This is a genomic window from Janthinobacterium sp. 35, assembly GCF_002754575.1.
Taxonomy (GTDB): domain Bacteria; phylum Pseudomonadota; class Gammaproteobacteria; order Burkholderiales; family Burkholderiaceae_D; genus Janthinobacterium; species Janthinobacterium tructae.
In genome coordinates this window covers 32,183-57,756 of the sequence record NZ_PEFN01000002.1, presented here as the reverse complement: position 1 = coordinate 57,756, position 25,574 = coordinate 32,183, and the positions used below count along the sequence as shown (strand labels likewise).

The window sequence follows — 25,574 nt, the reverse complement described above, 5'->3', positions numbered from 1 at the left end:
GTCCTACGGTCCGGATCATCCAGGAGCAACGCCGCCATGACTGCCGTCTCATCTAAATTGCCCGCGTCTCCACTCACGGCCGACGACCTGGCCAGCTGCGGCTATCAGCAGGCCTTCGCGCGCGATCCTGAGCCTTGGTACCTTGGGATGTCGACGGAACTGAACCTGGAGATCCGCACGGCGCAACGGGAGGGGCATTACACCCGGGAGCGCGCGCTGATCCTGCTCGCCAGGATCTGCTCGCTGCAGCTGGAATCGGACAACAAGAGGGCGCCATTTATGCCGGAGTGGAAAGCGCCTGACGGCCGACGTGGATTCATGCCTGAGGACCTGACAACCGACGAGATCGCATCATTATCAGAGTTCGTCGACGGCGCTGAGAACATCCTGTTAAAGGCGCGCGTGGCCGACCTCGTCTGGCTGCGCGATCGACGACGCGGGATTCGTTTCGCTCACTTGGCCATCGATACCTACTGCCAGCTTCCGCTCGACGACGATAGCTGGCTGCTGTCGGGCCGCGATGGATGGCGGCGTGCGCTGCAGCTGGCGCGGGGGATCCGCGATACTGGGCGGGGCACGCTGATCGAGGCCAGCTTATTGCAGGCATTTCGCAATGCCGTCGCCCTACCTGGCCACATGTCGTTGTCGTATCTCGGGCCAATGTGGGCGGAAGACGCCGGGCGCACCCACGCTGAGGAGATCGGTGAGCGATTGGCGGCGCAGGCCGAAGTTGGGCGCCGAGAGGGCAGCTATACCGATGCACTGGAATATGCCGAAGCGGCGGCACGGTGGTTCACGCGAGCGCCCGCCGGTGCCGCGCGCGAAGCTGCCATGCTGGTCCTGGTCGGCCAAATCATGGCGGCGATCGGCTGCGCCGCCGGCGCCGCGATCACTCGAAAATATTGGTATGCCAAAGCGATCGAGATGTATCGCGCGGTGCCGGGCGCGTACCGGGAAGAGCATCAGGTTAATACCATGATCGCTGCAGTGCGCGCGCAGCAGGATGCGGCCGGGCGTGAGGCCCTGAACGAAATGGAATCGTTCGAGCACGTATTCGACCTGTCGCCTTTTGCCGCAAAGGCCCGGGATCGCGTGCAGGGCCGGTCGCCATTCAGCGCGCTATGGGCACTGACCCGGATTCATGCGCTACCGAACCGTGCACAGTTGATTGCGGCAGCTGAGCGGCCGCTGCCAACAGGGCGTATCAGTAGACTATTCGATTCGGTGGTACTGGCCAATGACGGCCGGGCAGTCGCCCGGCGGCCAGGCGTCGGTGTGGATGGTGAGGGTGGTGGTGCCCAGGTGCTGGCCGAGGCCACTCAGGCATGCCATCTGCTGTGTACCGCCACGGTGACAGGAATGATCCTGCCGGCACTGGAGACCATGTGGCGGGAAATGCATTTCGACCTCGGTACGTTCGAGGCGCTGGCCAGCAGGGCACCGCTGGTGCCAAACGAGCGCGCCGCGCTGGTCGCCCAGGGGCTGCACGCTGGCTGGTGTGGTGATTTCGTACAGGCGGTGCATATTCTCGTGCCGCAGTTCGAACATATCGTCCGCATGAAGCTGAAAGCCGCCGGCGCGCTGACCACGACCCATGACGCGGCTGGTCTCGATACCGAGATTGGCTTGTCCAATCTGATCGAGCGTCCTGAAATGCGTGACGCATTCGATGTTGACCTGACCTTTACGATACGCGCGCTGATGTGCGATCCGTCAGGACCGAATCTGCGCAATATGGTGGCCCACGGCCTGGCCGACGAGAGCCTGGTCAAGGGACCATACGGCATCTATCTGTGGTGGCTGGTGCTGCGCCTGGTGGTGGAGCAGTGCGCCGCTATGGAGCCCGCAGCCGGTACCGTTGATGCAGCTGCCACCGACCACCCGGCGAACGCAGGCGAATAAATGGCACAGAATACCCAGGTCGTGATCCCGCCGATCACCTATAACCGGACCGATTACACGGCACTGCGTGCTTTTGTTCAAAAAGTGCCTATTCAGCGTATCGCCGACCTTTACTACCAGGACGACAGCCCTCAGGTGGAACAGGGACTGGAAAGATTTCTGCACCAGATGCGGGACGAGCTGGTCGAACGCGCGATTGGTCACAACCCGGCGTTCGCGGACATTCTTCAAAACGCACGACGCGGCGGCACGATCTCGGTCAAGGCGCTCGCCATCCTGGTACAGGCGGCGGACCTGCCGGAACCGGTCCCCATGCCGGATGACGTGGTCGGCCGATGGTTTCGGCCGCGGCTGACGGCCGCGCTGCGCGGTGAGGACGTGCGCACCCTCGGCGAACTGACGGCGATGATCCGGGTGCGCGGGCCGGCTTGGTGGCGGGCGGTCCCGCGCGTAGGCTTCGGCCGCGCCGAAGTGCTGGCGCGCTGGCTGCAACGCCATGCCGAAACGCTTGGCGCCATTGATACGGATACGCGCGCGCTTGTAACGCGCAACGATCTACCTGTGCTTGATGCTGCCAATGACACGCTGCCACCCCTTGGGACATTCACGCTTCCCACGCTTTACGACGGCAGCCGTGGCATCAATCGCGCCGAGCGGTTTTGCTTCATCAGCGCCACCAACGACCTGGAGGCGATCGAGTGCTACCTTGCGCGGTATGAGGGGCAGCCGCATACGCTGCGCGCGTACCGGCGTGAGTTGGAACGCCTCGTGCTGTGGAGCGCGCTGATCGCCTGCAAGCCGATCTCGTCGTTGCTGGTCGATGAATGCCAGGCCTATGTGCGGTTCCTGGCCATGCCGGCGGCGAGCTTCTGCGGTCCGCGCGCGCCGCGCACCAGCCGCCGCTGGCGTCCGTTCTCCGACCAGGCGATGTCGCCGGCATCGCAAAGGCAGACGGTGCAAATCCTGCGCGCCGCGTTCGAGTATCTGGCGCGCGTGCGCTATCTGGGAGGAAATCCCTGGCTGGCGGTCAAAGATCCTGTCGTCGATATCGAGACCGACCCGATCCAGGTCGACAAGGCCTTGACGGCCGAGGCTTGGGAAGTCTTGATCGCGGTGCTTGAGCGACGTGCTCAGCAGGCCGACGGCGGGCGGGACCGGATCGCCCTTGCGATGTTGCTGCTGATGGGCGATTCGGGCTTGCGCCGCGCGGAAGCTGTATCGGCCCGCCGCAACGCGCTCACACCCAGTCGTCATGTGCCAGGCATCTGGATGCTGAAGGTGCTGGGTAAAGGGAGGAAGAAGCGGGTGCTGCCCGTCAGTCCCCGCACTATTGACGCGTTGCGCGCACACTGGGCTGATCTCGGGGCGGACTTTGATCAGGCCGGCAATGATCGACCATTGTTGTCACCCTTGGTCATACCGGGCACGTCGGCGGCGCTGGCACGCCATGGTGAAGGAGCGGCGGGCCACCGTGGGTACACGGCAGGAGCGCTGTACGACGTGGTCACGGGAGCCTTGCGGCGCGTGCACGACGACCTGCAGGCCCTGGGGGCCGAAGCCGAACTGTCACCAGAAGACATGTTTGCGCTGATCGAGGCCACGCCGCATGCCTTCCGGCACACGTTCGGTATGTTGGCGATCGAAGGAGGGGTGGAACTGTATGTGGTGCAAGAAATTCTCGGCCACGCCAGTGCGGATACCACGGCAGTGTATGTCCGGGCCCGTGAGAAGCGTTTGGCTGAGGCGGCCGGCACGTTCTATCGAAAGGAATCGCCAAAAATCGAATGAAAGCTCTCCAACATTATCAAGACTCAAAGCGGATCAACTGATCGCGCACCCCTAAAAGCGAATTGATCAGTATTGCCTGAGAGACAGAGTATGATGCATGACAGTCGACAATAACAACTAGGACCGCATTGCGTCTCCTTTTGATAGGCGCAGCATGTCTCGGGATCACAGACCTGCGAATTTTCAATGAATTCATACCCAGAGCGCACGTACGTACCCAGCCCTTTATCCACTGCAGGCGTAGGCTATGCGTTCGAACACAAGGTTCAAGCCTACTATCTCCTGAAACTGATCGAGGGCACAGAGTCGAGGCTTGGGAAATTGACGCGACTGCAGTTCCAGGCTCGCTACGAAGGAGTCAAGACGGACGACTTGATTTGTTCGTATGAACGTGGCAACACCACCATCCGTGTATTTGTACAATGCAAAATCAACATCGGGGTGAGCGAAAGTAATCGGGATTTCAAAAGTACATTGCTGAATGCTTGGGAAGACTACACGGCCGCTTTGGCCGATGCCAACTTTGCGTACCGGCATGGCACAGATTTTCTTGCCCTGATCTACGATGCCGATACGACCACTTTGAATATGAAGATAGCGCGCAGGCTAATCCAGGTTGCGAAGGATGCCAGCGACGCATTCGATTTCGCGAAGAAATGCACGACGAAACAAGATCAGGAAATCCTCGACATTTTTGCCCGCGTTGTCCAGCCACGTGACACCGGCAAGCCAGCCGAAGTCCTATGGGACTTTCTGAGGGCCCTGAAATGGAGTTCTTTCCAATTCGAGGGCAATACGCCGATCCACGATGACGAGGTACTCAATGCCATCACGCGCCTCACAGGCCATACTGAATCGGCTCGCCAGCTGTGGTCGGCACTAGTCCAAGAAGCCACTAGGCTGAACGGGAACGCGGCAACAGTCAACGCCGGCAATCTTGCAAACGTACTGGATAGTTCCGTGTTGATGCCGCTGACAGCCGGCATCCCATCGTCGGTTAACGCAATTCGCCTGGTTTCGTTCCCATGGGGGGCGCCAATTTGGGCGTCGCAGCATTTGCAGAGGCGCGGACCTATGAGCGGCGGGTGGAGCAGAATCGGGGCGGAAGATCTACTGCTCTATCTCCGGGCGGTGCGGACGGCTGGATACCTGGCGCCAGCCATGGTGCCTCAAGATGCCCACGCGTGGGCCGGCGCAATCGCCTGCAACCTAGACCGGCTCCATGGTAGTTTCGACGACAAGGCAGCCTTGGCCTTGTTCGTCATGCTCAACGTGTCAAACCAGAGGGTGCAGCAAGAGCTCGTTTTCTGGTCAGTACGCCATGCCGCAGGGCCGTTCGTTTTGGCCACCAGCGGCGTGGAGTACACGCTGCGCGGCATATATTTTCATTATTACGGAGAGGATGCTTCCGATTCACCGAGGCTTTCTGAGCATATTAGGAGTGAACACGCACGCAGCAGCAGGCTCAGCACGTGGCGCTCTATGTCTTCCCGGCTGCTTATGCGGTGTTGGTTTTTCGCCGACAGGAGCGAGATCCCGCCCGCGCCAGAGATCTCTGTTGACTGGTTTAGCACGATGCGCTGGTCCCTCGGCGACAATTATCCCGACTACCGCCATCCGGAAGAGGATACGTGCGCCACGCCTGGCGTCGTGGGAGTTGTCAGCTTTCAAGCATTGATCAGGGCTGTCCGCAGCGGATGTGTCGGTGAGGTCCTGTCCCGGTATCGTTTGTGTACGTCGGAACCGACCTTTGAACGGCTGCTGAATGTACACGCAGAACTGGCGGCGCATGTCCGCCTCAATATTGTCTATATATCCGCGAATGACGTCTATATTCTGCGAGAAATGGAGAAACTGCTGGGGAATTCGGTCGCTGGTGAAGCGGAGGACTATATCGACAACAAGCTTGTGGTCCTGCCAGTCCAGGCGCATTTCCCGTTGCTCGACAAGGAGGTGATCAACCAGCCGTTTACCAATTTCAGCCTTGCCCCCGCATTCGAGAACCGGGCAAGCGATGAACACGCAGCAGCGCTGGAGGAAAGCGCTTGGGTGACCCAGCATACCGATTCGCGACGGCTATGGGGATCTAGTACCATCTTTGCCGATGTGATGCTGGCAATGACCCTGCGCACGCAGATGTTTGCCAACAGTCGGTCGGAGGCCACCGTCGCGAACATGCACGGCATCGGTGTTTCCCAGCTGAGCATGCGAGCTGTGTTCCACGAATGAGCGGTGTAACAGCGCCGTCAGGTGTCGCGAAATAGCCTTGGCATTTAGGCCATCAGCGATCGTTAGTGGACGGAATCGGGTCGTAATTGCGGTCGGTTCATGTGTTTGGTATAAACAGCCAGCGGCGTTTTCCATCCCAAAGCTTGCCTTGGACTGGTGTTTTGCGACAACGCGATGGCATCGAGTTCTTGTTGTGAATGAATAGACAGATGCGAGCCTTTAGCTTACCTTCAGTTCTGTTTGCTTCGTTTGTGCAGTTCAGCAATCCATGGTGAGTGATTTCCCTCTTCGTACACCAGGCAAAGCTCTTTTCTCGGTCGCGTAACACCGACATAAAACAGGCGACGCGCTTCGCGAGTTGCCACGGCATTTTTATTGTCGTGCCAATTCGGGAAGTCTCCGTTATTCACGCCAAACATGATGACGGCGTCGAATTCGCGCCCCTTGACGCTGTGTAGGGTACTTAAGGTTACCCTGCCAGTGCCCTCGATGCGGCCGGCAAAGACGTTGAGAGGGATGTCGCGTCCAAGTGCAGGATCGGTTTTCGCCAATATCTCGGTGCAGATGTTCCACTCTTGGTGCGCATTCCTGGTAACGTTTTGCCACGGTACAATCAGTTGCTGGTGTAGTCGAAGCAGCCAGGTATGCGTGGTTTCGTTGGCACCGATACTATGGCGAAGAAACTGTATTAATTGATGTGACACGACCTGTGTTTCGTTCTCAGTGGCCCGGACATCGTAAACCAAGCCGACGGCTTGTCTGAGCAACCGGTTAAAGGGAGGGTCTGCTCCACGCCAGCCCCCAGTTACCCATTCAGCACAACTTTCAATGAATCGCGCAAGGCGCGAACTCCGCTTTACGAGCGCGTTGTTATCGGTACGGACAAATGCGACATCAGTTGCCTTGAGCGCATCAGCCACATAGTCTCCCAGCTTGGCTGCGCGGTACAGGACCGCGATCTGCTCAAAATGGAAACCGCTACTCAGCAAGTTGGGAATAACGACATCTGCGATGTGCTTTGCTTGTTCAGCGTGGCCGCCTACGACTGGGCAATATGTCAACTCGCCTTCTGATGCACCATCAACCCCGCAATAGGCGCGCTCCTCTCCCAGCGCCCCCAATGATGCGCGAATAATTTTGGATCCGGAGCGGTAGTTAAATTTCAGCTGGATAGTTTCAACGTCAGCCCGCCTGGTCAAGCTTTGCAGGAGTTCAGGGTTGGCACCGGTAAAACCATAGATCGACTGATCAGCATCGCCAACGGCGAACAGGCGAATGCCTCCCGCAAAACATAGCAACAGCACCAGTTCGTGCAGCGCGTGTCCGAGATCTTGGTATTCATCCACGAATAATACAGGGAAGCGCGCGCGCAGCGCGTCACCAATCCACTTATGCTCGCTGACCATACGGTACGCCAGGAGCGGCATGTCGTCGAAATCGATTAGGCTGTTGCGGCGCAGCTCCGTCTCGTAAGCCTCAATGAAGTCGGCAAGCTCAGGGTTATTGTCCTTCCAGGCAGGCAGCGTGCGGTTTACATCGCGACGACGTTTTACTTCTGCAAATCGCCAACGATCCGCGGGATTTCCGCCATCCCCGAACACATTGTTGTACGCCATTTCGACCGCTGCGCGCGTCTGCTGGGCGGTTGCAACGCGAAAGTCACCTGAAAAACTGCCTTTTATGCATCGCGCATAGGGCGCAATTACCTGTGTCAGTGCAAAGCTGTGTACCGTACCGATAAATGTACGTTCGCCAGTCCGAATCCCGAACTTTGCCAGTCGCGTCTCCAGCTCAATGGCACACTCGTTGTTGTAGGTGATACATGCCACGCCACGTGGGTCGGCAACATCCTCGATCAAGGTGCGGGCCATGGCTGTCGTAAGCGTCTTGGTTTTTCCGCTGCCCGGCCCCGCCAGCACGACACAGTGCGTGCGCACATGCGCAGCATCGTCCTGTTCCCGGTTGCCGGCAAGCTGCGCCAGTGCTTCTCTCAGGACGAGACTTTTAGACACGGGATGCTACATAGTCGATTGCTGCGGCAATATAGGCAGGCGGTTTCAAACCCGGCAGCTTCTTGGCCAGTTTTGAACTCATCCGCCCCTTGCCGATGTCGGACACCATTGCCAGTAACTGGTCCGGATCGACTGCGGTTCCAAATTGCCAAGCTGTGATACGGGCAGATCGCTTGGCGCCGAAGCCTTGTTCGCTCAGGATGGTCAGCAGCCCTTCGAGCAACTGGGGCGTCTGCGCGATTGCCACCTCAAAAGTCTGGTCGTTAAGAAACACTCCCACCTGCGCCCATCCGGTGCTAAAAGTGGCGAAGTCCGCTCCCTCCCATACTGAACGATCATGCGGGCTCATGGGGAGCGTCCCAGAAACGCTGCAGTGAGCGTCCCATATCCCAAGTGTCCGCGCTTTACCTAAAGGAGGTTTCGTCCCATCAAGCGGATCCCAATCGGTAACGACCGCATACGGCAGACCGAGACTTGCAGCAAGCTTGACGTATGGAATAAAGTTGACTCCGGCGACATTGCAGACCGTAATGCCGAGCCGGTCCAGATCCATTCCAATTGCTTGGGCAAATCCAGGCAGCAGCGCATCCTCAGCATCGCCTTCAACAAAGATGACGCCGCGCGCAAACAGCAATTCCGATCTGGTCGCGGTCAGATAACGTTCGATATCGTCGATTTCATCGGGTGAGACAGGAAGCGCAGCAAGAGAAAATGCCTTGGACGCGCCATTTACGATCCGCAAGCTGACGATCGAGCGTAAAGGCGCCGCGGCTGCAAGCGTCGGAGAATGACTGGTGACGATCAGCGCCTGCGCGGTGTCGGTCGTCTGGAACAGCTTGTCGAAAACCGCACGCTGCAGTTGCGGATGCAGATGGGCCTCAGGTTCTTCGATACACAGCAAAGAATAATTGCGCTCGTTCTTTGCGCGGCGCCATGCAAACTCGGCCAGCTTCAACGCAATCAAAACGACATTGGCAGAACCTAGACTGGCTTCAGTGATCCCCCGCTTGCCACCGTCAATGAACATGCCGAGGGAACGATATAGGCGCAGGGGATCGGCTGGAGCGAAGCGCAGGCGTGCGTCCACATCGTAAGCCTTGCCAGCCAGGTCGAGGATGCCAGCACGCAAGGACGCCTCCAGGCCCTGCACAGACGGGAAGCCTTCCATCTTTTTGGTCGCCGCTTCCAGATCTGCTGCCACCAGGTCCAGATCTGGCCGGCTCACTGCCGCCACTGCGTCCTCGAGTAATGGGCGTAGCGGCGAATTGCGCCAGGACCCAAGTTGACTTTCTGCGTCACGCAACGCATCAAGCATGTCAAGCGCGATGCGCCGGCGTACCCGGGCTAGGCACGGCGCGCGCTTCGTCGCCACCACCGAACACAAGAAACTCGCAGTCCTCGCTCGACATCGGTACGCCTACTACTTCCGCCTTGCGCCTGAAGATATAACTGAGTCGGGCAACCGTGGGATCGGTCGCAGTCCGGAAATCAGTCAGCAATGCTACCAGTGCGTCGTCGTTGTCGAAATCTGCCAGATCGACATGGACCTCGATTTGCTGGTCCTTCGTCAGGTCACATCCGTCCCAAAAATCGGCCATTTTCAGCTGGCGCGCTGAATCGGGAAGTGTGGCGTCGAGCACCAACCGAAACGCAAAGAGGAGATTGCTTTTTCCGACACGGTTGGCGCCCAATAAAACAACGCTGCCGACCAAGGGGATATCGATGGACTCGAAATTGCGGAAGTTGCGAATGCTTAGTTTTGCCAGATGCACTTTGTTTCCATTTCAGCTCTTGCTACGGCTATGGCGATCAAAAATCGACCGGGTGTAAGTTATTATTGCGACAATATCCCACTCTACCGCAACTTACCAGTCACCTGCAAAATAAATCGGCGGCGCGGCCATTTGAGTTTGATCCAATGCCCTCCCTATATCGCAGGAGTACCGCATCTACTTCGTCGTCGGTCGCGAATTCGCCGCGGTCTGCGGCGGCAATGGCTGGACGGAGATCGTTGATCGGCGGAACCCACCACCCGGTGTAGCGGCAACAACGGTTCTCAAGAAGTATCGACATGCCTCAAATTTGATGTATAATCGGGTTCAAGTCGCATACATTTCGTCCCGTATCCCGTCAGCAGAGTGGGCTCTTACCGTGGAATGTAGGCGACTATTTTCATTTTTGGCCCACTATTTTTAAGGCTGGCGGCGGCGCGAAGGTTGCAGCAACAACCACCGAATTCGCTTTCCAAAGCAATAAACCTTCACGAGTCCATCTATCTTCGATGCTTTCCCCCGCTCTAGTTTCCTTCGCGTACATACTCGCCACATTATTGTAAACAGTACCAACGCGGCCCATTTGCTTGTTGGGGTGGATGGCGATGATGATCGGAGCTAAGTTCTTCACCTCGTAAGTCACCACTGCCGAGCCTGGATTGCTTTGATGTCCCTTATAGATCGCCTTTGGCGCTGCCAGTAGGGAGTACAGCCGCTCGATGGTGCCTTTGGGGATACCGTGCTCGAAAAGCACCTTGTCTACGACCTTTCCTGAAATCACCAGTTGCACATCGGGCATGCCCAAGTCGAGTAGCACTTGAGGTGTAGGCCCTATTGGCAGAATGAGCTGATGGTTGACATGCTGCTTAGCAGCGCCGTCTTGCATCATTGATTTGATAAGCAGGCCGAGCGCCGTTTTGAACGCGGGATTTTCCATCGTCGCGCCTTATTGTCCAACAACTTTAAGTACTGGTGTTTTGCGACTGACGCGGTTTGCCTTGGCAATGCGGTTAGCTTCTTTAACCTCAATTTCCTCTTGTGCGAACGGCTGCAGGGCGGTTATAAGACCAGAGAAATCATAGATATTGGTCAGGTTCCGGTCATTTTCGACGCGTCGCTGCACGCGATTGATGAACTTTGCCTTTTCCATTTCAGCGATGCGACGGCGAATAGTGGACTCGTCCACACCGATTGTCTCGGCCATCCGTTTCTTCGACGGGTAGGGCAGGGAGTCGGCTGTCCACCAGTATGTGAGCAATACAAGCAGGATATTAATGTGGATGGGTTCGAGTCCCAGCGCTTTCTGGCGAGTAATCAGGGTGCTTGGCAAAATCGTGTAACCGGCATCAATCAGCGCATTGCCCCATTTCTTGCGGCTCTCTTTTTCTTTCTCTTTGGTCACGAGCTTTGGTGGCTCATCAATTTTAACGCTGTCATTCATTTCTGTGCTCCTGTTGCAATTTTGGATAACGCAGTATGACTCATCGCTACATAGAACAGCAACCATTGAACTGTCTACCTGGGAGGCAGGTTTGCACGCCACGCTATTAGTATGTGTTCTGTCTACTTGAGCTATAAATGTAACTTGGTAGTTAATGTTAATTTCCAGGGCAATCTAGCCTCCCAACTGCAAGGCTTATTAGCCTCCCACCTGGGCGGGGTGAATGAACCCCACAAAGACGAAAATTTTTTTGGATGTTGTCTGACTATCTAGTACTTTTCGCACCTTGCGGACTATTAGTCCCTGCCGTCGACTTACGCCGTACGATGCTGGACACTGAAGCGTGTAGAAGGCCGCACTTTCTGGCAGAGGGCACTCGATCATTATTGGACCTGGACTATGAGCGGCGCTTGTTCGGCGTTTTGGCTGAAGTCTAACGTTCTAGGTTGGCGCGCAGGCGGCCACGGGATGAAGGAAGTAAACGTGCTGCGACAAACCCGGGCATACTCGACATCTAAGATTTCTAAAGCGATGCCCATGCCTTCCACCTGCTTGGGCACCGCGCCGGCGTTGGGATGCTATTGCATTTGCCAACGAACAACGGGGGGATGGCTACATTATCGGTCACATGGGCAAAGGGAGTGTCCACTAACCTAGCGGAACATCGAGATTGCACTATTCAGATAGCTGTTGATAATCTCGAAGTCGAACTGGCCAAGCAAAAGCGCGCCCCATGCCATCAATTGCTGGCCAAGGTCGGTAGACAAGAAATCTTTAGTCAGGCTTTTTAACATGTTGTACCAGCCCCAAAGCTTGTAGGCGTTATCCATCAGCTGCGAAGCAGTGTTTTGATGCTGTTTCTCGTGCATTGTCGTTCTCCTTGAATTTGTAAAAGGGTTCGCGGTATGCCTCCCTTTCAACCTGAAGTGCGCGATGTCCATGGCGCATTTCTGCAAGTACTGGCGCCTGTGTCAACCATGAAACTGGCGGTACGAATAGTCGACTGCAGCGGACGTGCGCAGGCCTTGATGCCAAACGGCGAAAGCAGCACGCAGCTGGGAAAAGGGATGGTCAATTGGAGGGAAGTAAAGCGAAGTGGAAGCAAGCCAATGAAAGCGATCTACCCGGCAGGTATGATCACTGGCAGTTCTTTCCTCTAGTAGGGGTTAAAGGCACTGCGGTAAGACGATGGGAATGCCTTGCGGCTGCTTGTGCTGTAATGGGTTGCTCTAATGGCGCCTTCCTCTGTCTATAGTGTGGGTTAGACGTTGAGTTCTCTCTAATATGCGACTTCTACCTACGGCAGGTGCTACCGCGTGCTCCGTGCTAGAGCGTACCAATACTGCCAAGCGCCCTTTTCCGCAATCTAGTCGTGATTACTCAACTAATCACGACGAACTGCGGGTAGATATTGACGGGATCGCGAAGGCTGGGGCAGGGACCAAGCGCGGCGGCAAGCCGGCCTCCACGGACGCGAGCTGGTGCCGGCCCCCGAGGCGCCGGACGAGAAAATTCCGTTTCCAGGCGTCGACTGTCCCTTCTTGAGGCATTCGTGAGAGGGGCTGGCGTTAATGGACTATAATGGTCCTCATAAGGAAGTTGAAGGGATACCATCATGACACTCAAAATTCGCGCTAGCGCGCGCAGGTTCAGCTCCCCGACAATATTGAGGGGCGATGCCCCGTTCCTCGGCGCCACTGTCCAGGAATGGGACAAGGCGATCACCGGCAACATGGACAAGACGCTTGCCCAAGTCAAGCTACGCGCAATGGGTAACGGCCCTAAACGCGATGCTTCCAAGGCCACGACGTTCGATCTGGCGAGCTTCGCCGGCAAACGCTTGGCCAACGCCAAATAATTTTCCTTCTTATTACTTGAAAACGCGGCTTCGACCGCGTTTTTTATATGTCCAACGAAAAAATAGATAGTGTGCTCGATCTGCATGTGGTGGTGTTCGCCGGTCCGAACGGGTCCGGGAAGACTTCGCTGATCGACGAAATCAAGCAGACAGGTCTGGCGACTGTCAGGGGCGTCTATCCTCTTCCTGCTTACTTCATCAACCCTGACCAGGTGGCCAAGGACCTGCAGGGTGACTTCCCGAACCAGAACGCCAGGGATGAAGCGGCCCAGAGCGCTGCGATGCGCATCCGCGCAGAAGCGACCGAGAGTAAGCTGCCGTTCGCCTTTGAGACCGTCATGTCCCATCCGTCGCGTATCAACGAAATGCTGATGCTTAAGGAACAAGATTACCGTCTGTTCCTGACCTTCATCACCACCGACGACCCGGAAAAGAACGTCGCGCGGGTGACGCTGCGCTACGAAACTGGCTCGACCACGGGGCACTACGTCGCGCCCGACAAGGTGCGGGAACGCTACCACCGCACGCTCGCGCTGCTTCCGCGCGCGGCCGAGATTGCCGATGCCGTCTACATCTACGACAATTCCGTCGATTTCGAGAAGCCCAAGCTGCAGGCCGTCATCGAGCGCGACGGGCAGTTCTCGGTCTTGCCCGACGCGAAGGATTGGGTAATCCAGCGCCTGGTCCATCCCCTGCAGCAGCGCGAACGCGAACTGGACCAGTTGATCGCCGATCTCGAAAACGTTGGGTACCAGGTTGGCGACGTGGACGAGCTGCATGGTACCTACAAGGGCGTGGTGCTTTCGACGACCACCTACTTTCTGGCCCAGCTGGACGACGCGACCAAGCAGGCCGTGATCCACGACCGGCTCATGCTCGACACCGGTTCGAAAGTGGCTGGCAACGAGCCTCCGACATACGCGCAGCGGGAAAACCTGGCGGTCCACTATTCGCCAGCGAATGCGCCCATGGTGGAGCACCCCGGATTGGCACCCAAGTAGGCGCCCGCTTGCGCGCTTGGGCGCCTACGTCAGAATCGGGATGACCAACCGCTTTGCAGTGCCAATCCCAGACGTCATTGGTGATGCATTTGGTCATGCAGCCACCGAGATTTCCGCAAAAAGTGTCGACTCCGCTTGGATGCGCTTGCGCGCGATCTCGGCGTAGGCCGGGTTCAGTTCGATGCCAATACAGTCACGCTGCAGGCGATCAGCGACAAGGCCGGTGGTGCCGGCGCCGAAGAAGGGATCAAGCACCGTGCCGCCCGGCGGGCAGCCGGCCTTGATGCAGGTTTCTGGCAGCTCCGTAGGAAACGTGGCGAAATGCGCTTCCTTGAACGACTGAGTCACCATCGTCCAAACGCTTCGCTTGTTGCGTGTGGCAGGCATGATCGCCATGGCTTGGTCGAAGCTCGCGTTATTCTTAATGCCGCTGTCATCCGTCTCCAGCTTCCGCCAGCCGGAGCCGTGACCCATTCGTGCGTTTGCCGAGGTATCGATCACGTCAGCCGCCATCGATTTGACTCGGCCACGTTGGCGAGCTGTGGAATCCGTACCATGACCGAACCTGACCCCTACCCCGCGCGCTACCGGATTCATCATTCCGTTGGTCTTGGCGCCACCGTTTGCCCTGGCGCTTCCAACTTGGCGCAGCACGTCTTGCGAAAGGCGTGCATGCGTTCCAGCTGATACTGGTTCGCAAATTGCGTCTTGATCGAAGTAATATTTTTCGCTTTTAGTCAGCAGGAAGATGTACTCATGGCTCTTGGTGCAGCGGTCGCGCATTGACTCAGGCATCGGGTTGGGCTTGCTCCAAACGATGTCTTGGCGCACCCACCAGCCTGCGGCCTGCAGCGCGATGGCCAGCCGGTGCGGCATCATGCACAGGTCTTTCGGCTTCAGGCCGGGCTGGGGCATGCGGTTCGGCTGCGTCATTGGGCCGCGCGCCGGCGCCTTGTCGTCTCCTCGGACGCCTGTCCAGCGCTCGCCCTGCGTGCCGCCGCCCGGCGCAGTGTTCACTTTGCCGGCGCCGGTGGCGTAGCTGTCGCCCATATTGATCCAACAGGTGCCGTCAGGGCGAAGCACACGGCGCACCTCTTCGAACACGTCGACCATGACCCCGATGAACTCGGCGGGCGATGCTTCCAGACCGATCTGGCCGTCGATGCCATAGTCGCGCAGCCCCCAGTACGGTGGACTGGTGACACAGCAATGGACGGAATCGGCGGCCAGGGTGCGCAGCTGCTCTCGCACGTCACCGATAAGAATTTTGATCGTCATGGCGTGCGCTCGTCATAAATTGAAGTCGGTTAATTCCTGCGAGAAATATATGGGACATAGACTGGCCAAAACCAAGCATAGAAAATTCTGAGCCAGAAGCGATCCAGAAACTTCAGGCCGGCCAATTTGGAGGCCGTCGGCACTTTGACCAAGTGCTGGACCATGAATCCGACAGTGAGGTAGCCTATGCCAAGCCAGAGCACGAGAAACGAGCCATGGCTGATCCACAGCCACGCGCACAACAGACTAGCATTGAGAACTATGATCACCAACGTCCTGATCTGAGAGCCGAACTTCACGCCTTGCCGCTGCGCGCCCTTGGCCGGCGCCTGGAGGGCACGCTCAATCATTTGTTCCGGCGTCAACTGCTTGTGCTCCTTAATGATTGGCCAGAACCATTTCATGAAAAAATGGGCGCCTATGCCGTAAATCAGCAGAATCAAGATCATGCTGAAGACTTTATCCATAGGTAATCTCTCCAAAAGAAGGATCAGGGGGTAGGTGTTCATAGGTAGTCCCTTCTATTTTTCAAAGTGCTGGAACATTTTTAGCCAGAAAAAATTTCCTGGATTCTGGCGCTTATCTTCTGGCGGGTGTTATTACTGGATCCCATTGGATCAGCAGGATTGACACAAAACTCGGCGCTGACGTCGCTGCCAGTGCCATTTTTTGAGAATTTCAATTCGAGCCAGATGGCTCGCTTCTCACCAGCTGCGGTATATGAGACAGTTTGAGCCAAATGGTAGAAAGCGCCACTCTGCTTCTCATGTTTGTACCTTTGATCGACCAAGTAATTATCAGAGATTAGTTTGTGATAAATCGTAATTTGCTCTGGAGACTTAAATCCAAAGCGGCTCATCGCTCGCCCATAAAGCGTATCGACATCAAATTTACTTTTGTGGTTAGGCAGAATAGTGCATTTATTAATATTGGAAGAGGTGGCGGCTGCAATACTATTAGGTGCCGCAGCGCGATTAACTGCTGGTGAAGACTGAGTCGCACTGGAACTGATTGTTATCAGACCATTAAGCGTCGGGTCAAAATTTGCGCAGCCCGAGTGAGATGTCGCGATTACGCCAACGAACAGTACATTGATGATTCTCATGATGACTCCTCAAAAAAGGGCCGGGACACTGGCCCTGGTTTCACAGAATCAGGCTTACGCTGGCCGCTCATCGAGCTCGCCATAGTCAAATGGTGGCGGTTCGTCCGAGGTATTTGGCGAGCTTTTATTGCGAGATTCAGCAAATTGGATCGAATTAACTCGGGTCGGAGACAAAAACACAGCGCTTGCTACTACGGAGAACGCGATGACAAGATTGCCTCCTTCATCATGCGCTTCAAACTGCGTAAGTCGCCCCTCCACCTTAACGCGCGTACCTTTTCGGAGCAACCGTGCGCAATTTTCAGCTGTATGATCATAGGTAGTTACCGGGAGCCATATTCCACCACTTTGCGTATAGGAACCGTCGCCGGTTTTTTCGTATTCATCAAAAAACACGCGCATTTCTGCTGCCTTCATCGTCTTACCTTTTCTTGCGGTTATATTCTTAATGGAAGGGGCATCAGCTAAATTACCGACTCCTTGAAATGTGTTTGGCATTACAGCCTCCAGATTAGTTAGGCGCCATGTGTTTCCACAAGAGGCTCGGCGCATCTGCCTATTATGGGTTTGAATGTAAGAAGTACATCAACCTTCGCTTACGCTTTACCGTCGGATTTGGTCCTCGAAATGCCGTAAAACTGAGCGATTGTGTTTTTCCTGGCTGTTTAGAGAGGCCGCCATTTCATTGACCGTCTGGTACCACTGAACAAGATCTGGTGGAAGCGGTGACAGAAAATCCTCTAGTTCGTCCCATGCGATGTGGCTGGTGTCGGTGGTCCCGGCACGTCTCCATCGAAGCGATAGCTGACCAGTGGACCCTCGGGTATGGATGGCCAAATAGAAACGTTTCGCCTTAATTGATTTGGTAGCTACAGCGAGCCGCCGCATATCCTGATGGACCTGGTCAACAGCAGCTTGTGCTTTGAGCAGGCGGCGGCGGTCGCCCCTACCCTTAAAGGCTTTTCGGTCGACATGATGTTGACCGGCAAGACCAGAAGCAATATTGGCTGATGTTGACGATGGATCGGGGGCAACGAAATCCATGCCGCTAAGCGACATCGCTGGCAACGACGGTAGCCGTACGGGCCGGAAGGGAAAAACGGCAACTGGCGCATCCGTGGATTCACGACCCGGTTGCTCTAGTGAAGAAGGAAAACTGTCGCAGTCCATATTACCTCCTGAAATCTCTCTGCAGTCTTATCCTATTTTGGTTCGTCAAAGCAGCTTGTCGATTGCCGCTGCTTCAACGTCATTCCCAGCCTGTTTTTCCATCTCCGAACTGACATGCGCCAGTATTGCTTTTTCGTGCGGCGCCAAATTCAGCCGCCTGCGACTGTGACGTGGCTGGAGCTTGCCGCTGTACACATCAGGGGGAATAAGGCCCAGTAATTGAGTTACGTCCGATTGGCGTCTTGCCGCATCACCGGATGCATTTGGCACAAAATCGGCTCGGCATAAATCACGAAGTTCTGGACGCATTAGGAATCGCTCGAAGCGGGCCGTTTCAATGAACGCCGCCCGTATTACACGTGTTAATTCGCGGATGCTTTGCCGGCCTTGATCGTCGGTGAGTTGATCTTTTCGCACCAGTGTTTTTACAGTTCGAATGTAATAGTCAAAATGGACGACGAGATCGCTGATTGCGTAGCCGTACGGGCTTTTGAAGCCCAACAGAAGCACCTTTGGTTCGGCTGATCGCAAGATCGAGTACTGAAGGCCCCGGACACGCTGCGCTTCCAGTTTTTGCTGCAGTCGATTGACTTCCCGTTCCAATCGACGGGTGATGTCTTGCATCAGTTCTTCGTGGCGTAATAGTGCCCAATCTGCATAGGGATTATCAGCGCCCGATAAGAGCCAAAGGCATTTGAGAGCGGCAGCGACACGTTTTCCGCCGACAATCTGCGCGTATAGCCCGTTTGGATCTTTAGCACGACCCATAAAGAGGCGAAAAGCTTCCTTGGTGTGCAGTTGCATCGTGTCTTGGTCCTCATTAATTAGAGATCCAAGACTTCGCAAATGCACAGCTTCTTGTGTCGAGACAATTTTTTCTGCGCCAGCCCGATTTTCGTACTCTTCCTGCATGACATTGAATTCCAGGAGACGTTCCTCATACATCATTAGTCGTTTAAATCGTGGGTCATTTTGGTCCGGTGTGTCGGATTCTAAGAGATCACGCAATGCTTCGCGCTCTTTGGGAATGGAATAACCGTCCGGAAATGGTGAGCCCTCTTCAGTTTCGAATACCACTTCGGTTGTGGTAACAAACGGAGACGGAATAGTGGAATAGATATCTGCTATTGAAACAGTTCTTTTCGAAGCGTCATCGGGGGTTGCTGTAGAGTCGCCCTGAATGTTATCCGTCATGTTAGTCCCCTGTAAGTGGAATATGTCTTATGTAATATTTGAAGTCGTTCTCTTGGACAGGTTAACCAATTTATGTACGCAACTACCGCCATCCCATTTGGTTTCTTGTTGTGCGGGTTGCTGGTTATTTTTGGCGATGCCTTGATTGGTATATGGTTCGAACTCATTAATTACTAGCCACAAAGTCGCCAGGGTATGAGATGGGAAAATATTATGAAGTGAAAAAAGCTGTTCCCGAACTGGCGAAGTTGGACTTGCCTTAACAATTTTGTCCCAACTTTCATGTATGTCCTCGCGTTCATAAGGATTTGGCATTGGAGGCCGTCCCAAGCGTTGCTCAGAAAGTAGAAGATGTTTTGCTGCCTTTGCTTCTTTGCTGCTCATCTTGAACATTTTGCAGATCATCGAGACTGAAGCACCATGTCGTACAAAATATTCTTTTAAATGGCGAACCCGCCGTTCATCTGCCGCCTGGGCGAAGGCATGGGATAGTTGCTTCTCGTTTAAGGTAACCTCCATGGTTACGTTTTGAAAATGTGATACACGGAGGGCGTCCCGTGACGACAGGCTGCGTAGATTCTCAACCCATTCGGAGTCGATACCTTGGCTCAACAAGGAGGCGGTATTGTTGTCCGCCTGATCCAGTAGAGATTCGATAATCAATACCCGGATTGCGGCATCTTTAATATTGAGTCTGATCATTTTTTCCCCCATGCGGACGGTAAAGGGGAGCTATTGGCATAGCGGTTCGAACCGATGGATGAGATCGGAATGACGCTAAGGAATTGAATTTTCTCTTCTTTGCTGGAGCGCAGAAGAGTTGATAGACGGGGCGCGCCTATAGCATGAAGAAGCAGTCCCGTAGAGGGGACGTCGCTTCCGAAGGAAATTGCAATATTAAGTTGCAATCTGTGAGCATTAAGCGGCCCCAGCTTTAAAACTGGGGGGGCAAAATAAATGATGGGTTTGCTTTGGTTTGTCATGATAACTCCTCAAGTTCATCGAACATGAGGAGTTGGCCATGTAGAAACTACACTTTCATTCGCAAAATGGATGAGTCCGCATTTTGTGCTAACGCAATTTTGTATTCAACCTTCCACCGACCAACCCCGCAAAGTTAATTTAGCACAAAACTCGGGATGTCAACATATTTTTTATCGATTTGTCTTATGAGCTGACGCAAGGAAGTTATTGAACAGCGATAAAAATTTCATTTGAAAAATTATTGAACATAATAAAAATATATTTTGATAACTAGTGAATCTCATGGAAGACGCCGGCGGCGCCGGCAGTGCCGGGCAGCAGCTGCATCGTTGACAGTATCGCGCCGCACCGCGCCGGCGGCGCCGTGTGGCGCTGCGGCCGGCGGGCAGGCCCAGGGCAGGGGCTTTGCGGCGTGGCCGCCCACGCCGGGCTGCAGCAGCAGCTGGTGGAAGACGCCGGCGGCGCCGGCAGTGCCGGGCAGCAGCTGCATCGTTGACAGTATCGCGCCGCACCGCGCCGGCGGCGCCGTGTGGCGCTGCGGCCGGCGGGCAGGCCCAGGGCAGGGGCTTTGCGGCGTGGCCGCCCACGCCGGGCTGCAGCAGCAGCTGGTGGAAGACGCCGGCGGCGCCGGCAGTGCCGGGCAGCAGCTGCATCGTTGACAGTATCGCGCCGCACCGCGCCGGCGGCGCCGTGTGGCGCTGCGGCCGGCGGGCAGGCCCAGGGCAGGGGCTTTGCGGCGTGGCCGCCCACGCCGGGCTGCAGCAGCAGCTGGTGGAAGACGCCGGCGGCGCCGGCAGTGCCGGGCAGCAGCTGCATCGTTGACAGTATCGCGCCGCACCGCGCCGGCGGCGCCGTGTGGCGCTGCGGCCGGCGGGCAGGCCCAGGGCAGGGGCTTTGCGGCGTGGCCGCCCACGCCGGGCTGCAGCAGCAGCTGGTGGAAGACGCCGGCGGCGCCGGCAGTGCCGGGCAGCAGCTGCATCGTTGACAGTATCGCGCCGCACCGCGCCGGCGGCGCCGTGTGGCGCTGCGGCCGGCGGGCAGGCCCAGGGCAGGGGCTTTGCGGCGTGGCCGCCCACGCCGGGCTGCAGCAGCAGCTGGTGGAAGACGCCGGCGGCGCCGGCAGTGCCGGGCAGCAGCTGCATCGTTGACAGTATCGCGCCGCACCGCGCCGGCGGCGCCGTGTGGCGCTGCGGCCGGCGGGCAGGCCCAGGGCAGGGGCTTTGCGGCGTGGCCGCCCACGCCGGGCTGCAGCAGCAGCTGGTGGAAGACGCCGGCGGCGCCGGCAGTGCCGGGCAGCAGCTGCATCGTTGACAGTATCGCGCCGCACCGCGCCGGCGGCGCCGTGTGGCGCTGCGGCCGGCGGGCAGGCCCAGGGCAGGGGCTTTGCGGCGTGGCCGCCCACGCCGGGCTGCAGCAGCAGCTGGTGGAAGACGCCGGCGGCGCCGGCAGTGCCGGGCAGCAGCTGCATCGTTGACAGTATCGCGCCGCACCGCGCCGGCGGCGCCGTGTGGCGCTGCGGCCGGCGGGCAGGCCCAGGGCAGGGGCTTTGCGGCGTGGCCGCCCACGCCGGGCTGCAGCAGCAGCTGGTGGAAGACGCCGGCGGCGCCGGCAGTGCCGGGCAGCAGCTGCATCGTTGACAGTATCGCGCCGCACCGCGCCGGCGGCGCCGTGTGGCGCTGCGGCCGGCGGGCAGGCCCAGGGCAGGGGCTTTGCGGCGTGGCCGCCCACGCCGGGCTGCAGCAGCAGCTGGTGGAAGACGCCGGCGGCGCCGGCAGTGCCGGGCAGCAGCTGCATCGTTGACAGTATCGCGCCGCACCGCGCCGGCGGCGCCGTGTGGCGCTGCGGCCGGCGGGCAGGCCCAGGGCAGGGGCTTTGCGGCGTGGCCGCCCACGCCGGGCTGCAGCAGCAGCTGGTGGAAGACGCCGGCGGCGCCGGCAGTGCCGGGCAGCAGCTGCATCGTTGACAGTATCGCGCCGCACCGCGCCGGCGGCGCCGTGTGGCGCTGCGGCCGGCGGGCAGGATAAACACATTCATCGATTTTGACAACTAAAAAAGGTTGTCAATGGCTTTCCGTAGACTATATTGAATTCACCGAAAGCTCTTTCTCAGGTGGTCATCATGAAAACTAAACCGCATGAAATTGATTCTCTGGTCGGTACTCCATGCCTCTGCGGCCAGGTTGGCGTATGGCATATAAACTGCTACCAGGGTAAATCCACACAAACCATCCACATCGAATTGGCCGCAGCGTACAAGAAGGTTGCGGACGACATTCAGCCTGGAAAATTGACGATCAACGGCTCGGCCATCAGCACTGGCATCGCCTACTGCATAGGCTGTGGGTGTGATGATCGCCATGCGTGCGCGGCGGGTTGCTGGTGGCTGCGCGTTGACTATACAACGGGGACAGGGGTGTGCAGTGAGTGCAGGCACCATGTAGAGCGCTTTGACGCTGGGGCCCGGCATTCCTTCCTCCCTCGCACTCGCGTATCGGATACTGGTCCGACCCACGCGCTCGATTTATCCGCACTCACTCCCACGGAGTTGTCGGCTGCTATGCGTGGCGGCACCCTCAACTGGGGCGTACATGGGTCGGCAGCTCAACATATCCGATATTCGGTACTCCGACCGCTTTGCGCGCGTAAGAAATGCCACTGCGGTTGCGGACGGCGCGCAACCCATGCTGGGATGGCAAACGGCGTGTGTCTGATGATCGGCTGCGAGTTACATGTTCATCGCTGGGCACGTCAAGGTAAGTGATGGAGGAAATCATGGACGAAACAATCAACACTTCCTGGTACGATATTACATTCAATCCCTGGGGCTGCAGCAGAAACTCACCGGAATGTGATCGTTGTTGTGCTGAGGTCGATACGCCAGCGCGTGCGCATCACATTTTGTGGCGGCATGACAAAATGTGCACGTGTGGCGTCGTAGCTGACTGGCAGCTCCCGCTGTACTGGAATAGCGTCCACGCCGAATTTTTCGCCCAGCATGGCCGCCGGCGCCGGGTGTTCTGCGCGTTACTCGATGATGTGTTTGACTATCGGGCCGACCCGTACAGGCGGGGGGAGTTATGGGCACTGATCCAACATACACCGCAGTTGGACTGGCTGATGCTGACCAAGCACATTGGCAACGCAGTTGATATGCTCCCGTTTCATCGGGGCGAGGGAAACCTCCACGTGGGACTTGGCATTAGCGTATCTACACAAGAAGAGATCGATCGTGACGTGCCCAGGCTGTTGACAGCCCCTGTGCAATTGCGATGGCTCAGCATAGAACCCTTGTTGGAAAGCGTCAGTCTGACCAATATGCTGTCCAAGTCCCACAGCATGATGGCGTTCGATGGTAGTCGTACTTCCATTGATTGGGTCGTATGCGGCGGTGAATCTGGCACCGGAGGTTGGCCAATGCCAGCTGGTGCAATTCACAGCCTGCGCGCAGAATGTGCGGCAACTGGCATCCCGTTCTCCTTGAGAGGGGGATTTGCTCAGAATGAGGTTTGGTTAAAGGCGGCATAGGCAGCCGACCAATTCAACGACACGCTTCCTTGGCCGGCGGTAGTAACGTGGTGGCAACAGCATCACTGCCTGTCAAATTCACCCTAGCGAGGGGTTCAGCATGATTATCCGTAGTGTGTTGGAGGGGGTGCTATGCCCCGCGATCTAGTCACTGAGGTTAAAGAGTTTCGGCACTTTCACTTTTGCTGTGGACTTGGCGGCGCTAAGAAAGGGTTCAACAAGGCGCGCCCGCAGGTCGGTAGCGTCGGCGCTGTGTTCCGCTGTATCGGAGGCGTCGACAACGATCCGGCGGCCATCCGCGATTTCAACAATGCCGGCCCTGGGCGACTGGGTACGGTCCTCGATCTCTTCACCCGTGCGCAGTACATTGCCTTCCATGGCAAAGAGCCGCCCCCAGGTTGGCGCGAAGCGACCCCCATCGATATCCGGCGTGCAGCCGGTTTTGAGAGTCCAAACGTCGTGGTCATCAGCTCCCCTTGCAAGGGGGCCAGCGGATTGCTGAGTGAAACGCTCAGCAGGACTGCAAAATATCAGGCGTTGAATGAACTGACGCTACGCTGCATCTGGCTGATGTGCGAGGCTTGGGCGGACGATCCGGTCGACTTGATTGTGTTCGAGAATGTCCCGCGGCTGGCCACGCGAGGGCGCCATCTGCTGGACCAGATCAACCAGCTGCTGCAGCAGTATGGCTACGCAGTGGCCGAAACCACGCACGATTGCGGCGAACTGGGTGGTCTGGCTCAAAGCCGCAAACGTTTTTTGCTGGTCGCCCGTCATATCGAGAAGGTACCGCCGTTCCTGTATGAACCTGAAAAAAAGCGCCTGCGCGCCGTCGGCGAGGTGCTGGGCCGCATGCCAATGCCCGGCGATGATGCTGCTGGTCCAATGCATCGCATCCCGCGCCTGCAGTGGAAAACCTGGGTGCGCTTGGCCTTTGTGGAGGCGGGCAGCGACTGGCGCAGCTTGAACAAGCTGGTCGTGGCCAACGGTCATCTGCGCGATTATTTGATCGTCGCGGATATGCACAACGGCGTACTGGGTGTGCGTGACTGGCAAGTACCCACCGGAACGGTTACTGGAAACAGCCGGCCTGCGACCGGATCCTTCTCCGTCGCCGACCCGCGCCACTTTGGTCCGGACAAGCACAGTAACGAATGCCGCATCAACCCGTGGTCCGACGCCGCGAAGGTTGTATCCAGCGCGCACGGGACGGGACAGTGTGTGGCCGATCCTCGCATGGAAACCAACGCTGAATATAGTCAATACGGCGTCATGCCGTGGAACGCGACGAGCGGCGTAATCAGCGCGCAGTCGGCGCCTGGTGGTGGGCGGTACTCGGTGGCGGATCCGCGCGCTTCGGGCGATCGACACGCCAGACACGCCAATGTGTATCGCATCGTTCCCTGGGATGGCTCGCCAGACACGGTAGCGGGTGACTACAGGCCGACCAGTGCTGGTGGTGTTTCAGATATCCGTCCACCAGCTGGACCAGTATTTATCAAGTATGCCGTCACGCCGTGGGATAGACGAACCGGTACAGTGATCGGCGGGGATGACCAAGGGGCCTATGCTGTTGCTGATCCCCGGCGACAAGGCGAGGCATTCGGGAAATACAACGTCACTCGTTTCGATGAGGCTGCAGGTACCGTCATTGCCGGCAGCACCACCGGCCAGGGCGCCTTCGCTGTAGCTGATCCACGCAGCAAAATCAACAATCGACGCGCCGGTGACGCATATCTGACAGGTGGTCACTACGGGGTCATGCCCTGGAACTCCAGCTGCGGGGCGGTGAGTGCCTCGGCCAGCTGTGACAATGGTCCCTGGTCGGTGGCCGATCCCCGCATTGATGATGTGATCAGGCTGCCGGCACTGGACCAAAAGGTGGTGGCAATGATCCGGGCGCTCGATGGCACCTGGCATCGCCCATTCACCACGCTGGAAATGGCGGCGTTGCAATCGCTGATCGATCCGGACGAATATTGGTCGACGGACCCGCTGACGCAACGAGAAATCGATGCATTCCATGCGCAGCGGCGGCAGCAGCATTGGCTGCTTGATGGTTCCAGTGATAGCGCCTGGCGTGAACGTATCGGGAATGCGATCCCGCCCCTCGCAGCACAGGCGATCGGGGAGGTGATGGGCACCACGCTGCTGCTGGCAGACGCCGGCGAGACATTCATGCTCAACGCAATGCCCATCTGGGTTCAGCCGATTGCCATCGCGATCGCTGCCTCGCAATCCAGCTGGGGAGCCCGGTGATGACAACGATCTCACGCATAAAATAGCGTCGCAGGCGGTTGCGCTGCGAGTCCCGAC

The 25,574-nt window shown here is 57.4% G+C and carries 27 protein-coding genes; 12 read left to right on the top strand and 15 right to left on the bottom strand.

Translation table 11 applies throughout. The annotated features are described in order from the left end of the window. Positions 1 to 36 precede the first annotated feature (36 nt). The 3 genes from CLU93_RS27450 to CLU93_RS27440 all read left to right on the top strand — a co-directional run bounded on the left by CLU93_RS27450 (position 37) and on the right by CLU93_RS27440 (position 5,919). Entirely contained in the window at positions 37 to 1,902 is a 1,866-nt protein-coding gene (locus tag CLU93_RS27450; RefSeq protein ID WP_180288038.1) for a DUF4209 domain-containing protein, read from the top strand. Further along, positions 1,903 to 3,690, top strand: a complete 1,788-nt coding sequence (locus CLU93_RS27445) for a site-specific integrase (RefSeq protein ID WP_099764677.1) — start codon at positions 1,903 to 1,905, stop codon at positions 3,688 to 3,690. A gap of 186 nt (positions 3,691 to 3,876) precedes the next feature. Next, the gene (locus CLU93_RS27440; protein ID WP_099764676.1) at positions 3,877 to 5,919 is read left to right on the top strand and encodes a hypothetical protein; all 2,043 of its coding nucleotides are present in this window, start codon (positions 3,877 to 3,879) and stop codon (positions 5,917 to 5,919) included. 230 nt (positions 5,920 to 6,149) lie between these two features. Here CLU93_RS27440 and CLU93_RS27435 read toward each other — a convergent pair whose 3' ends face one another. From CLU93_RS27435 to CLU93_RS27415, 6 genes are all read right to left on the bottom strand, one after another. Continuing rightward, positions 6,150 to 7,931 carry an ATP-dependent helicase gene (locus tag CLU93_RS27435; RefSeq protein ID WP_099764675.1) on the bottom strand — a complete coding sequence of 594 codons (1,782 nt, stop codon included), beginning with the start codon at positions 7,929 to 7,931 and terminating at the stop codon, positions 6,150 to 6,152. After that, positions 7,924 to 9,246, bottom strand: coding sequence for an ATP-dependent nuclease (locus CLU93_RS27430; RefSeq protein ID WP_218968407.1), 1,323 nt, complete (start codon positions 9,244 to 9,246; stop codon positions 7,924 to 7,926). Before CLU93_RS27430 ends, CLU93_RS27435 begins: the two co-directional genes overlap by 8 nt. A 1-nt stretch (position 9,247) precedes the next feature. Next, on the bottom strand, positions 9,248 to 9,703 hold the full coding sequence (locus CLU93_RS28475) for an AAA family ATPase (RefSeq protein WP_218968406.1): 456 nt from the start codon (positions 9,701 to 9,703) through the stop codon (positions 9,248 to 9,250). A gap of 400 nt (positions 9,704 to 10,103) precedes the next feature. After that, positions 10,104 to 10,640, bottom strand: a complete 537-nt coding sequence (locus tag CLU93_RS27425) for a MuF-C-terminal domain-containing protein (protein ID WP_099764674.1) — start codon at positions 10,638 to 10,640, stop codon at positions 10,104 to 10,106. Positions 10,641 to 10,649: 9 nt separating this feature from the next. After that, on the bottom strand, positions 10,650 to 11,144 hold the full coding sequence (locus tag CLU93_RS27420; RefSeq protein ID WP_099764673.1) for a helix-turn-helix domain-containing protein: 495 nt from the start codon (positions 11,142 to 11,144) through the stop codon (positions 10,650 to 10,652). A gap of 653 nt (positions 11,145 to 11,797) precedes the next feature. After that, on the bottom strand, positions 11,798 to 12,013 hold the full coding sequence (locus tag CLU93_RS27415) for a hypothetical protein (protein ID WP_099764672.1): 216 nt from the start codon (positions 12,011 to 12,013) through the stop codon (positions 11,798 to 11,800). 746 nt (positions 12,014 to 12,759) lie between these two features. On the opposite strand from CLU93_RS27415, the gene CLU93_RS27410 reads away from it, so the two are divergent. Next, on the top strand, positions 12,760 to 13,002 hold the full coding sequence (locus tag CLU93_RS27410; protein WP_099764671.1) for a hypothetical protein: 243 nt from the start codon (positions 12,760 to 12,762) through the stop codon (positions 13,000 to 13,002). Between the two features lie 47 nt (positions 13,003 to 13,049). Continuing rightward, a complete protein-coding gene (locus CLU93_RS27405; RefSeq protein ID WP_099764670.1) occupies positions 13,050 to 14,003 on the top strand; it encodes a zeta toxin family protein in 954 nt (317 codons plus the stop codon). 93 nt (positions 14,004 to 14,096) lie between these two features. On the opposite strand, the gene CLU93_RS27400 is transcribed toward CLU93_RS27405, so the two are convergent. From CLU93_RS27400 to CLU93_RS28050, 8 genes are all read right to left on the bottom strand, one after another. Beyond that, positions 14,097 to 15,281: a DNA-methyltransferase gene (locus tag CLU93_RS27400; protein WP_099764669.1), complete on the bottom strand. Its 1,185-nt coding sequence runs from the start codon at positions 15,279 to 15,281 to the stop codon at positions 14,097 to 14,099. A gap of 29 nt (positions 15,282 to 15,310) precedes the next feature. Further along, positions 15,311 to 15,790 (bottom strand): hypothetical protein, encoded by a 480-nt coding sequence (locus tag CLU93_RS27395; RefSeq protein WP_099764668.1) that lies wholly within the window; start codon positions 15,788 to 15,790, stop codon positions 15,311 to 15,313. 38 nt (positions 15,791 to 15,828) lie between these two features. Next, positions 15,829 to 16,386 (bottom strand): hypothetical protein, encoded by a 558-nt coding sequence (locus tag CLU93_RS28060; protein WP_143451862.1) that lies wholly within the window; start codon positions 16,384 to 16,386, stop codon positions 15,829 to 15,831. Between the two features lie 54 nt (positions 16,387 to 16,440). After that, complete coding sequence (locus tag CLU93_RS27390; RefSeq protein WP_180288037.1) at positions 16,441 to 16,884, bottom strand: single-stranded DNA-binding protein; 444 nt, start codon at positions 16,882 to 16,884, stop codon at positions 16,441 to 16,443. A 105-nt stretch (positions 16,885 to 16,989) separates the two neighbouring features. Continuing rightward, positions 16,990 to 17,556 carry a hypothetical protein gene (locus CLU93_RS28055; protein WP_143451861.1) on the bottom strand — a complete coding sequence of 189 codons (567 nt, stop codon included), beginning with the start codon at positions 17,554 to 17,556 and terminating at the stop codon, positions 16,990 to 16,992. 45 nt (positions 17,557 to 17,601) lie between these two features. Next, the gene (locus CLU93_RS27385; protein ID WP_099764666.1) at positions 17,602 to 18,750 is read right to left on the bottom strand and encodes a PFL_4669 family integrating conjugative element protein; all 1,149 of its coding nucleotides are present in this window, start codon (positions 18,748 to 18,750) and stop codon (positions 17,602 to 17,604) included. Positions 18,751 to 18,777: 27 nt separating this feature from the next. Then, a complete protein-coding gene (locus tag CLU93_RS27380; RefSeq protein ID WP_180288036.1) occupies positions 18,778 to 19,452 on the bottom strand; it encodes an STY4526/YPO1902 family pathogenicity island replication protein in 675 nt (224 codons plus the stop codon). Then, complete coding sequence (locus CLU93_RS28050) at positions 19,449 to 19,733, bottom strand: hypothetical protein (RefSeq protein ID WP_143451860.1); 285 nt, start codon at positions 19,731 to 19,733, stop codon at positions 19,449 to 19,451. The genes CLU93_RS27380 and CLU93_RS28050 overlap by 4 nt, the downstream gene beginning before the upstream one ends. A 330-nt stretch (positions 19,734 to 20,063) precedes the next feature. Between CLU93_RS28050 and CLU93_RS27375 the strand changes: the two genes are divergently transcribed. Genes CLU93_RS27375 through CLU93_RS27355 form a run of 5 tightly spaced genes read left to right on the top strand, consistent with a single transcriptional unit; the run spans position 20,064 to position 21,697 of the window. After that, on the top strand, positions 20,064 to 20,393 hold the full coding sequence (locus CLU93_RS27375; RefSeq protein WP_099764664.1) for a hypothetical protein: 330 nt from the start codon (positions 20,064 to 20,066) through the stop codon (positions 20,391 to 20,393). Next, the gene (locus tag CLU93_RS27370; protein ID WP_099764664.1) at positions 20,390 to 20,719 is read left to right on the top strand and encodes a hypothetical protein; all 330 of its coding nucleotides are present in this window, start codon (positions 20,390 to 20,392) and stop codon (positions 20,717 to 20,719) included. Before CLU93_RS27375 ends, CLU93_RS27370 begins: the two co-directional genes overlap by 4 nt. Beyond that, complete coding sequence (locus tag CLU93_RS27365; RefSeq protein ID WP_099764664.1) at positions 20,716 to 21,045, top strand: hypothetical protein; 330 nt, start codon at positions 20,716 to 20,718, stop codon at positions 21,043 to 21,045. The genes CLU93_RS27370 and CLU93_RS27365 overlap by 4 nt, the downstream gene beginning before the upstream one ends. Beyond that, positions 21,042 to 21,371: a hypothetical protein gene (locus CLU93_RS27360; RefSeq protein WP_099764664.1), complete on the top strand. Its 330-nt coding sequence runs from the start codon at positions 21,042 to 21,044 to the stop codon at positions 21,369 to 21,371. The genes CLU93_RS27365 and CLU93_RS27360 overlap by 4 nt, the downstream gene beginning before the upstream one ends. Next, complete coding sequence (locus tag CLU93_RS27355) at positions 21,368 to 21,697, top strand: hypothetical protein (protein ID WP_099764664.1); 330 nt, start codon at positions 21,368 to 21,370, stop codon at positions 21,695 to 21,697. The genes CLU93_RS27360 and CLU93_RS27355 overlap by 4 nt, the downstream gene beginning before the upstream one ends. A 125-nt stretch (positions 21,698 to 21,822) precedes the next feature. Here CLU93_RS27355 and CLU93_RS28395 read toward each other — a convergent pair whose 3' ends face one another. Beyond that, positions 21,823 to 22,092: a hypothetical protein gene (locus tag CLU93_RS28395; RefSeq protein ID WP_180288035.1), complete on the bottom strand. Its 270-nt coding sequence runs from the start codon at positions 22,090 to 22,092 to the stop codon at positions 21,823 to 21,825. A 413-nt stretch (positions 22,093 to 22,505) separates the two neighbouring features. On the opposite strand from CLU93_RS28395, the gene CLU93_RS27345 reads away from it, so the two are divergent. Further along, positions 22,506 to 23,258, top strand: a complete 753-nt coding sequence (locus CLU93_RS27345; protein ID WP_180288034.1) for a DUF5131 family protein — start codon at positions 22,506 to 22,508, stop codon at positions 23,256 to 23,258. 132 nt (positions 23,259 to 23,390) lie between these two features. Then, on the top strand, positions 23,391 to 25,517 hold the full coding sequence (locus CLU93_RS27340) for a DNA cytosine methyltransferase (RefSeq protein ID WP_099764662.1): 2,127 nt from the start codon (positions 23,391 to 23,393) through the stop codon (positions 25,515 to 25,517). The last annotated feature ends 57 nt before the right edge of the window (positions 25,518 to 25,574 follow it).

Excerpts from the sequence above, each read along its gene's own strand:
- CLU93_RS27450 (WP_180288038.1), top strand. The coding sequence starts at position 37 with ATGACTGCCGTCTCATCTAAATTGCCCGCGTCTCCACTCACGGCCGAC.
- CLU93_RS27445 (WP_099764677.1), top strand. The coding sequence starts at position 1,903 with ATGGCACAGAATACCCAGGTCGTGATCCCGCCGATCACCTATAACCGG.
- CLU93_RS27440 (WP_099764676.1), top strand. The coding sequence starts at position 3,877 with ATGAATTCATACCCAGAGCGCACGTACGTACCCAGCCCTTTATCCACT.
- CLU93_RS27430 (WP_218968407.1), bottom strand. The coding sequence starts at position 9,246 with ATGCTTGATGCGTTGCGTGACGCAGAAAGTCAACTTGGGTCCTGGCGC.
- CLU93_RS27425 (WP_099764674.1), bottom strand. The coding sequence starts at position 10,640 with ATGGAAAATCCCGCGTTCAAAACGGCGCTCGGCCTGCTTATCAAATCA.
- CLU93_RS27420 (WP_099764673.1), bottom strand. The coding sequence starts at position 11,144 with ATGAATGACAGCGTTAAAATTGATGAGCCACCAAAGCTCGTGACCAAA.
- CLU93_RS27415 (WP_099764672.1), bottom strand. The coding sequence starts at position 12,013 with ATGCACGAGAAACAGCATCAAAACACTGCTTCGCAGCTGATGGATAAC.
- CLU93_RS27410 (WP_099764671.1), top strand. The coding sequence starts at position 12,760 with ATGACACTCAAAATTCGCGCTAGCGCGCGCAGGTTCAGCTCCCCGACA.
- CLU93_RS27405 (WP_099764670.1), top strand. The coding sequence starts at position 13,050 with ATGTCCAACGAAAAAATAGATAGTGTGCTCGATCTGCATGTGGTGGTG.
- CLU93_RS27400 (WP_099764669.1), bottom strand. The coding sequence starts at position 15,281 with ATGACGATCAAAATTCTTATCGGTGACGTGCGAGAGCAGCTGCGCACC.
- CLU93_RS27395 (WP_099764668.1), bottom strand. The coding sequence starts at position 15,790 with ATGAACACCTACCCCCTGATCCTTCTTTTGGAGAGATTACCTATGGAT.
- CLU93_RS28060 (WP_143451862.1), bottom strand. The coding sequence starts at position 16,386 with ATGAGAATCATCAATGTACTGTTCGTTGGCGTAATCGCGACATCTCAC.
- CLU93_RS27390 (WP_180288037.1), bottom strand. The coding sequence starts at position 16,884 with ATGCCAAACACATTTCAAGGAGTCGGTAATTTAGCTGATGCCCCTTCC.
- CLU93_RS28055 (WP_143451861.1), bottom strand. The coding sequence starts at position 17,556 with ATGGACTGCGACAGTTTTCCTTCTTCACTAGAGCAACCGGGTCGTGAA.
- CLU93_RS27385 (WP_099764666.1), bottom strand. The coding sequence starts at position 18,750 with ATGACGGATAACATTCAGGGCGACTCTACAGCAACCCCCGATGACGCT.
- CLU93_RS27380 (WP_180288036.1), bottom strand. The coding sequence starts at position 19,452 with ATGATCAGACTCAATATTAAAGATGCCGCAATCCGGGTATTGATTATC.
- CLU93_RS28050 (WP_143451860.1), bottom strand. The coding sequence starts at position 19,733 with ATGACAAACCAAAGCAAACCCATCATTTATTTTGCCCCCCCAGTTTTA.
- CLU93_RS28395 (WP_180288035.1), bottom strand. The coding sequence starts at position 22,092 with ATGGCGATCATCACACCCACAGCCTATGCAGTAGGCGATGCCAGTGCT.
- CLU93_RS27345 (WP_180288034.1), top strand. The coding sequence starts at position 22,506 with ATGGACGAAACAATCAACACTTCCTGGTACGATATTACATTCAATCCC.
- CLU93_RS27340 (WP_099764662.1), top strand. The coding sequence starts at position 23,391 with ATGCCCCGCGATCTAGTCACTGAGGTTAAAGAGTTTCGGCACTTTCAC.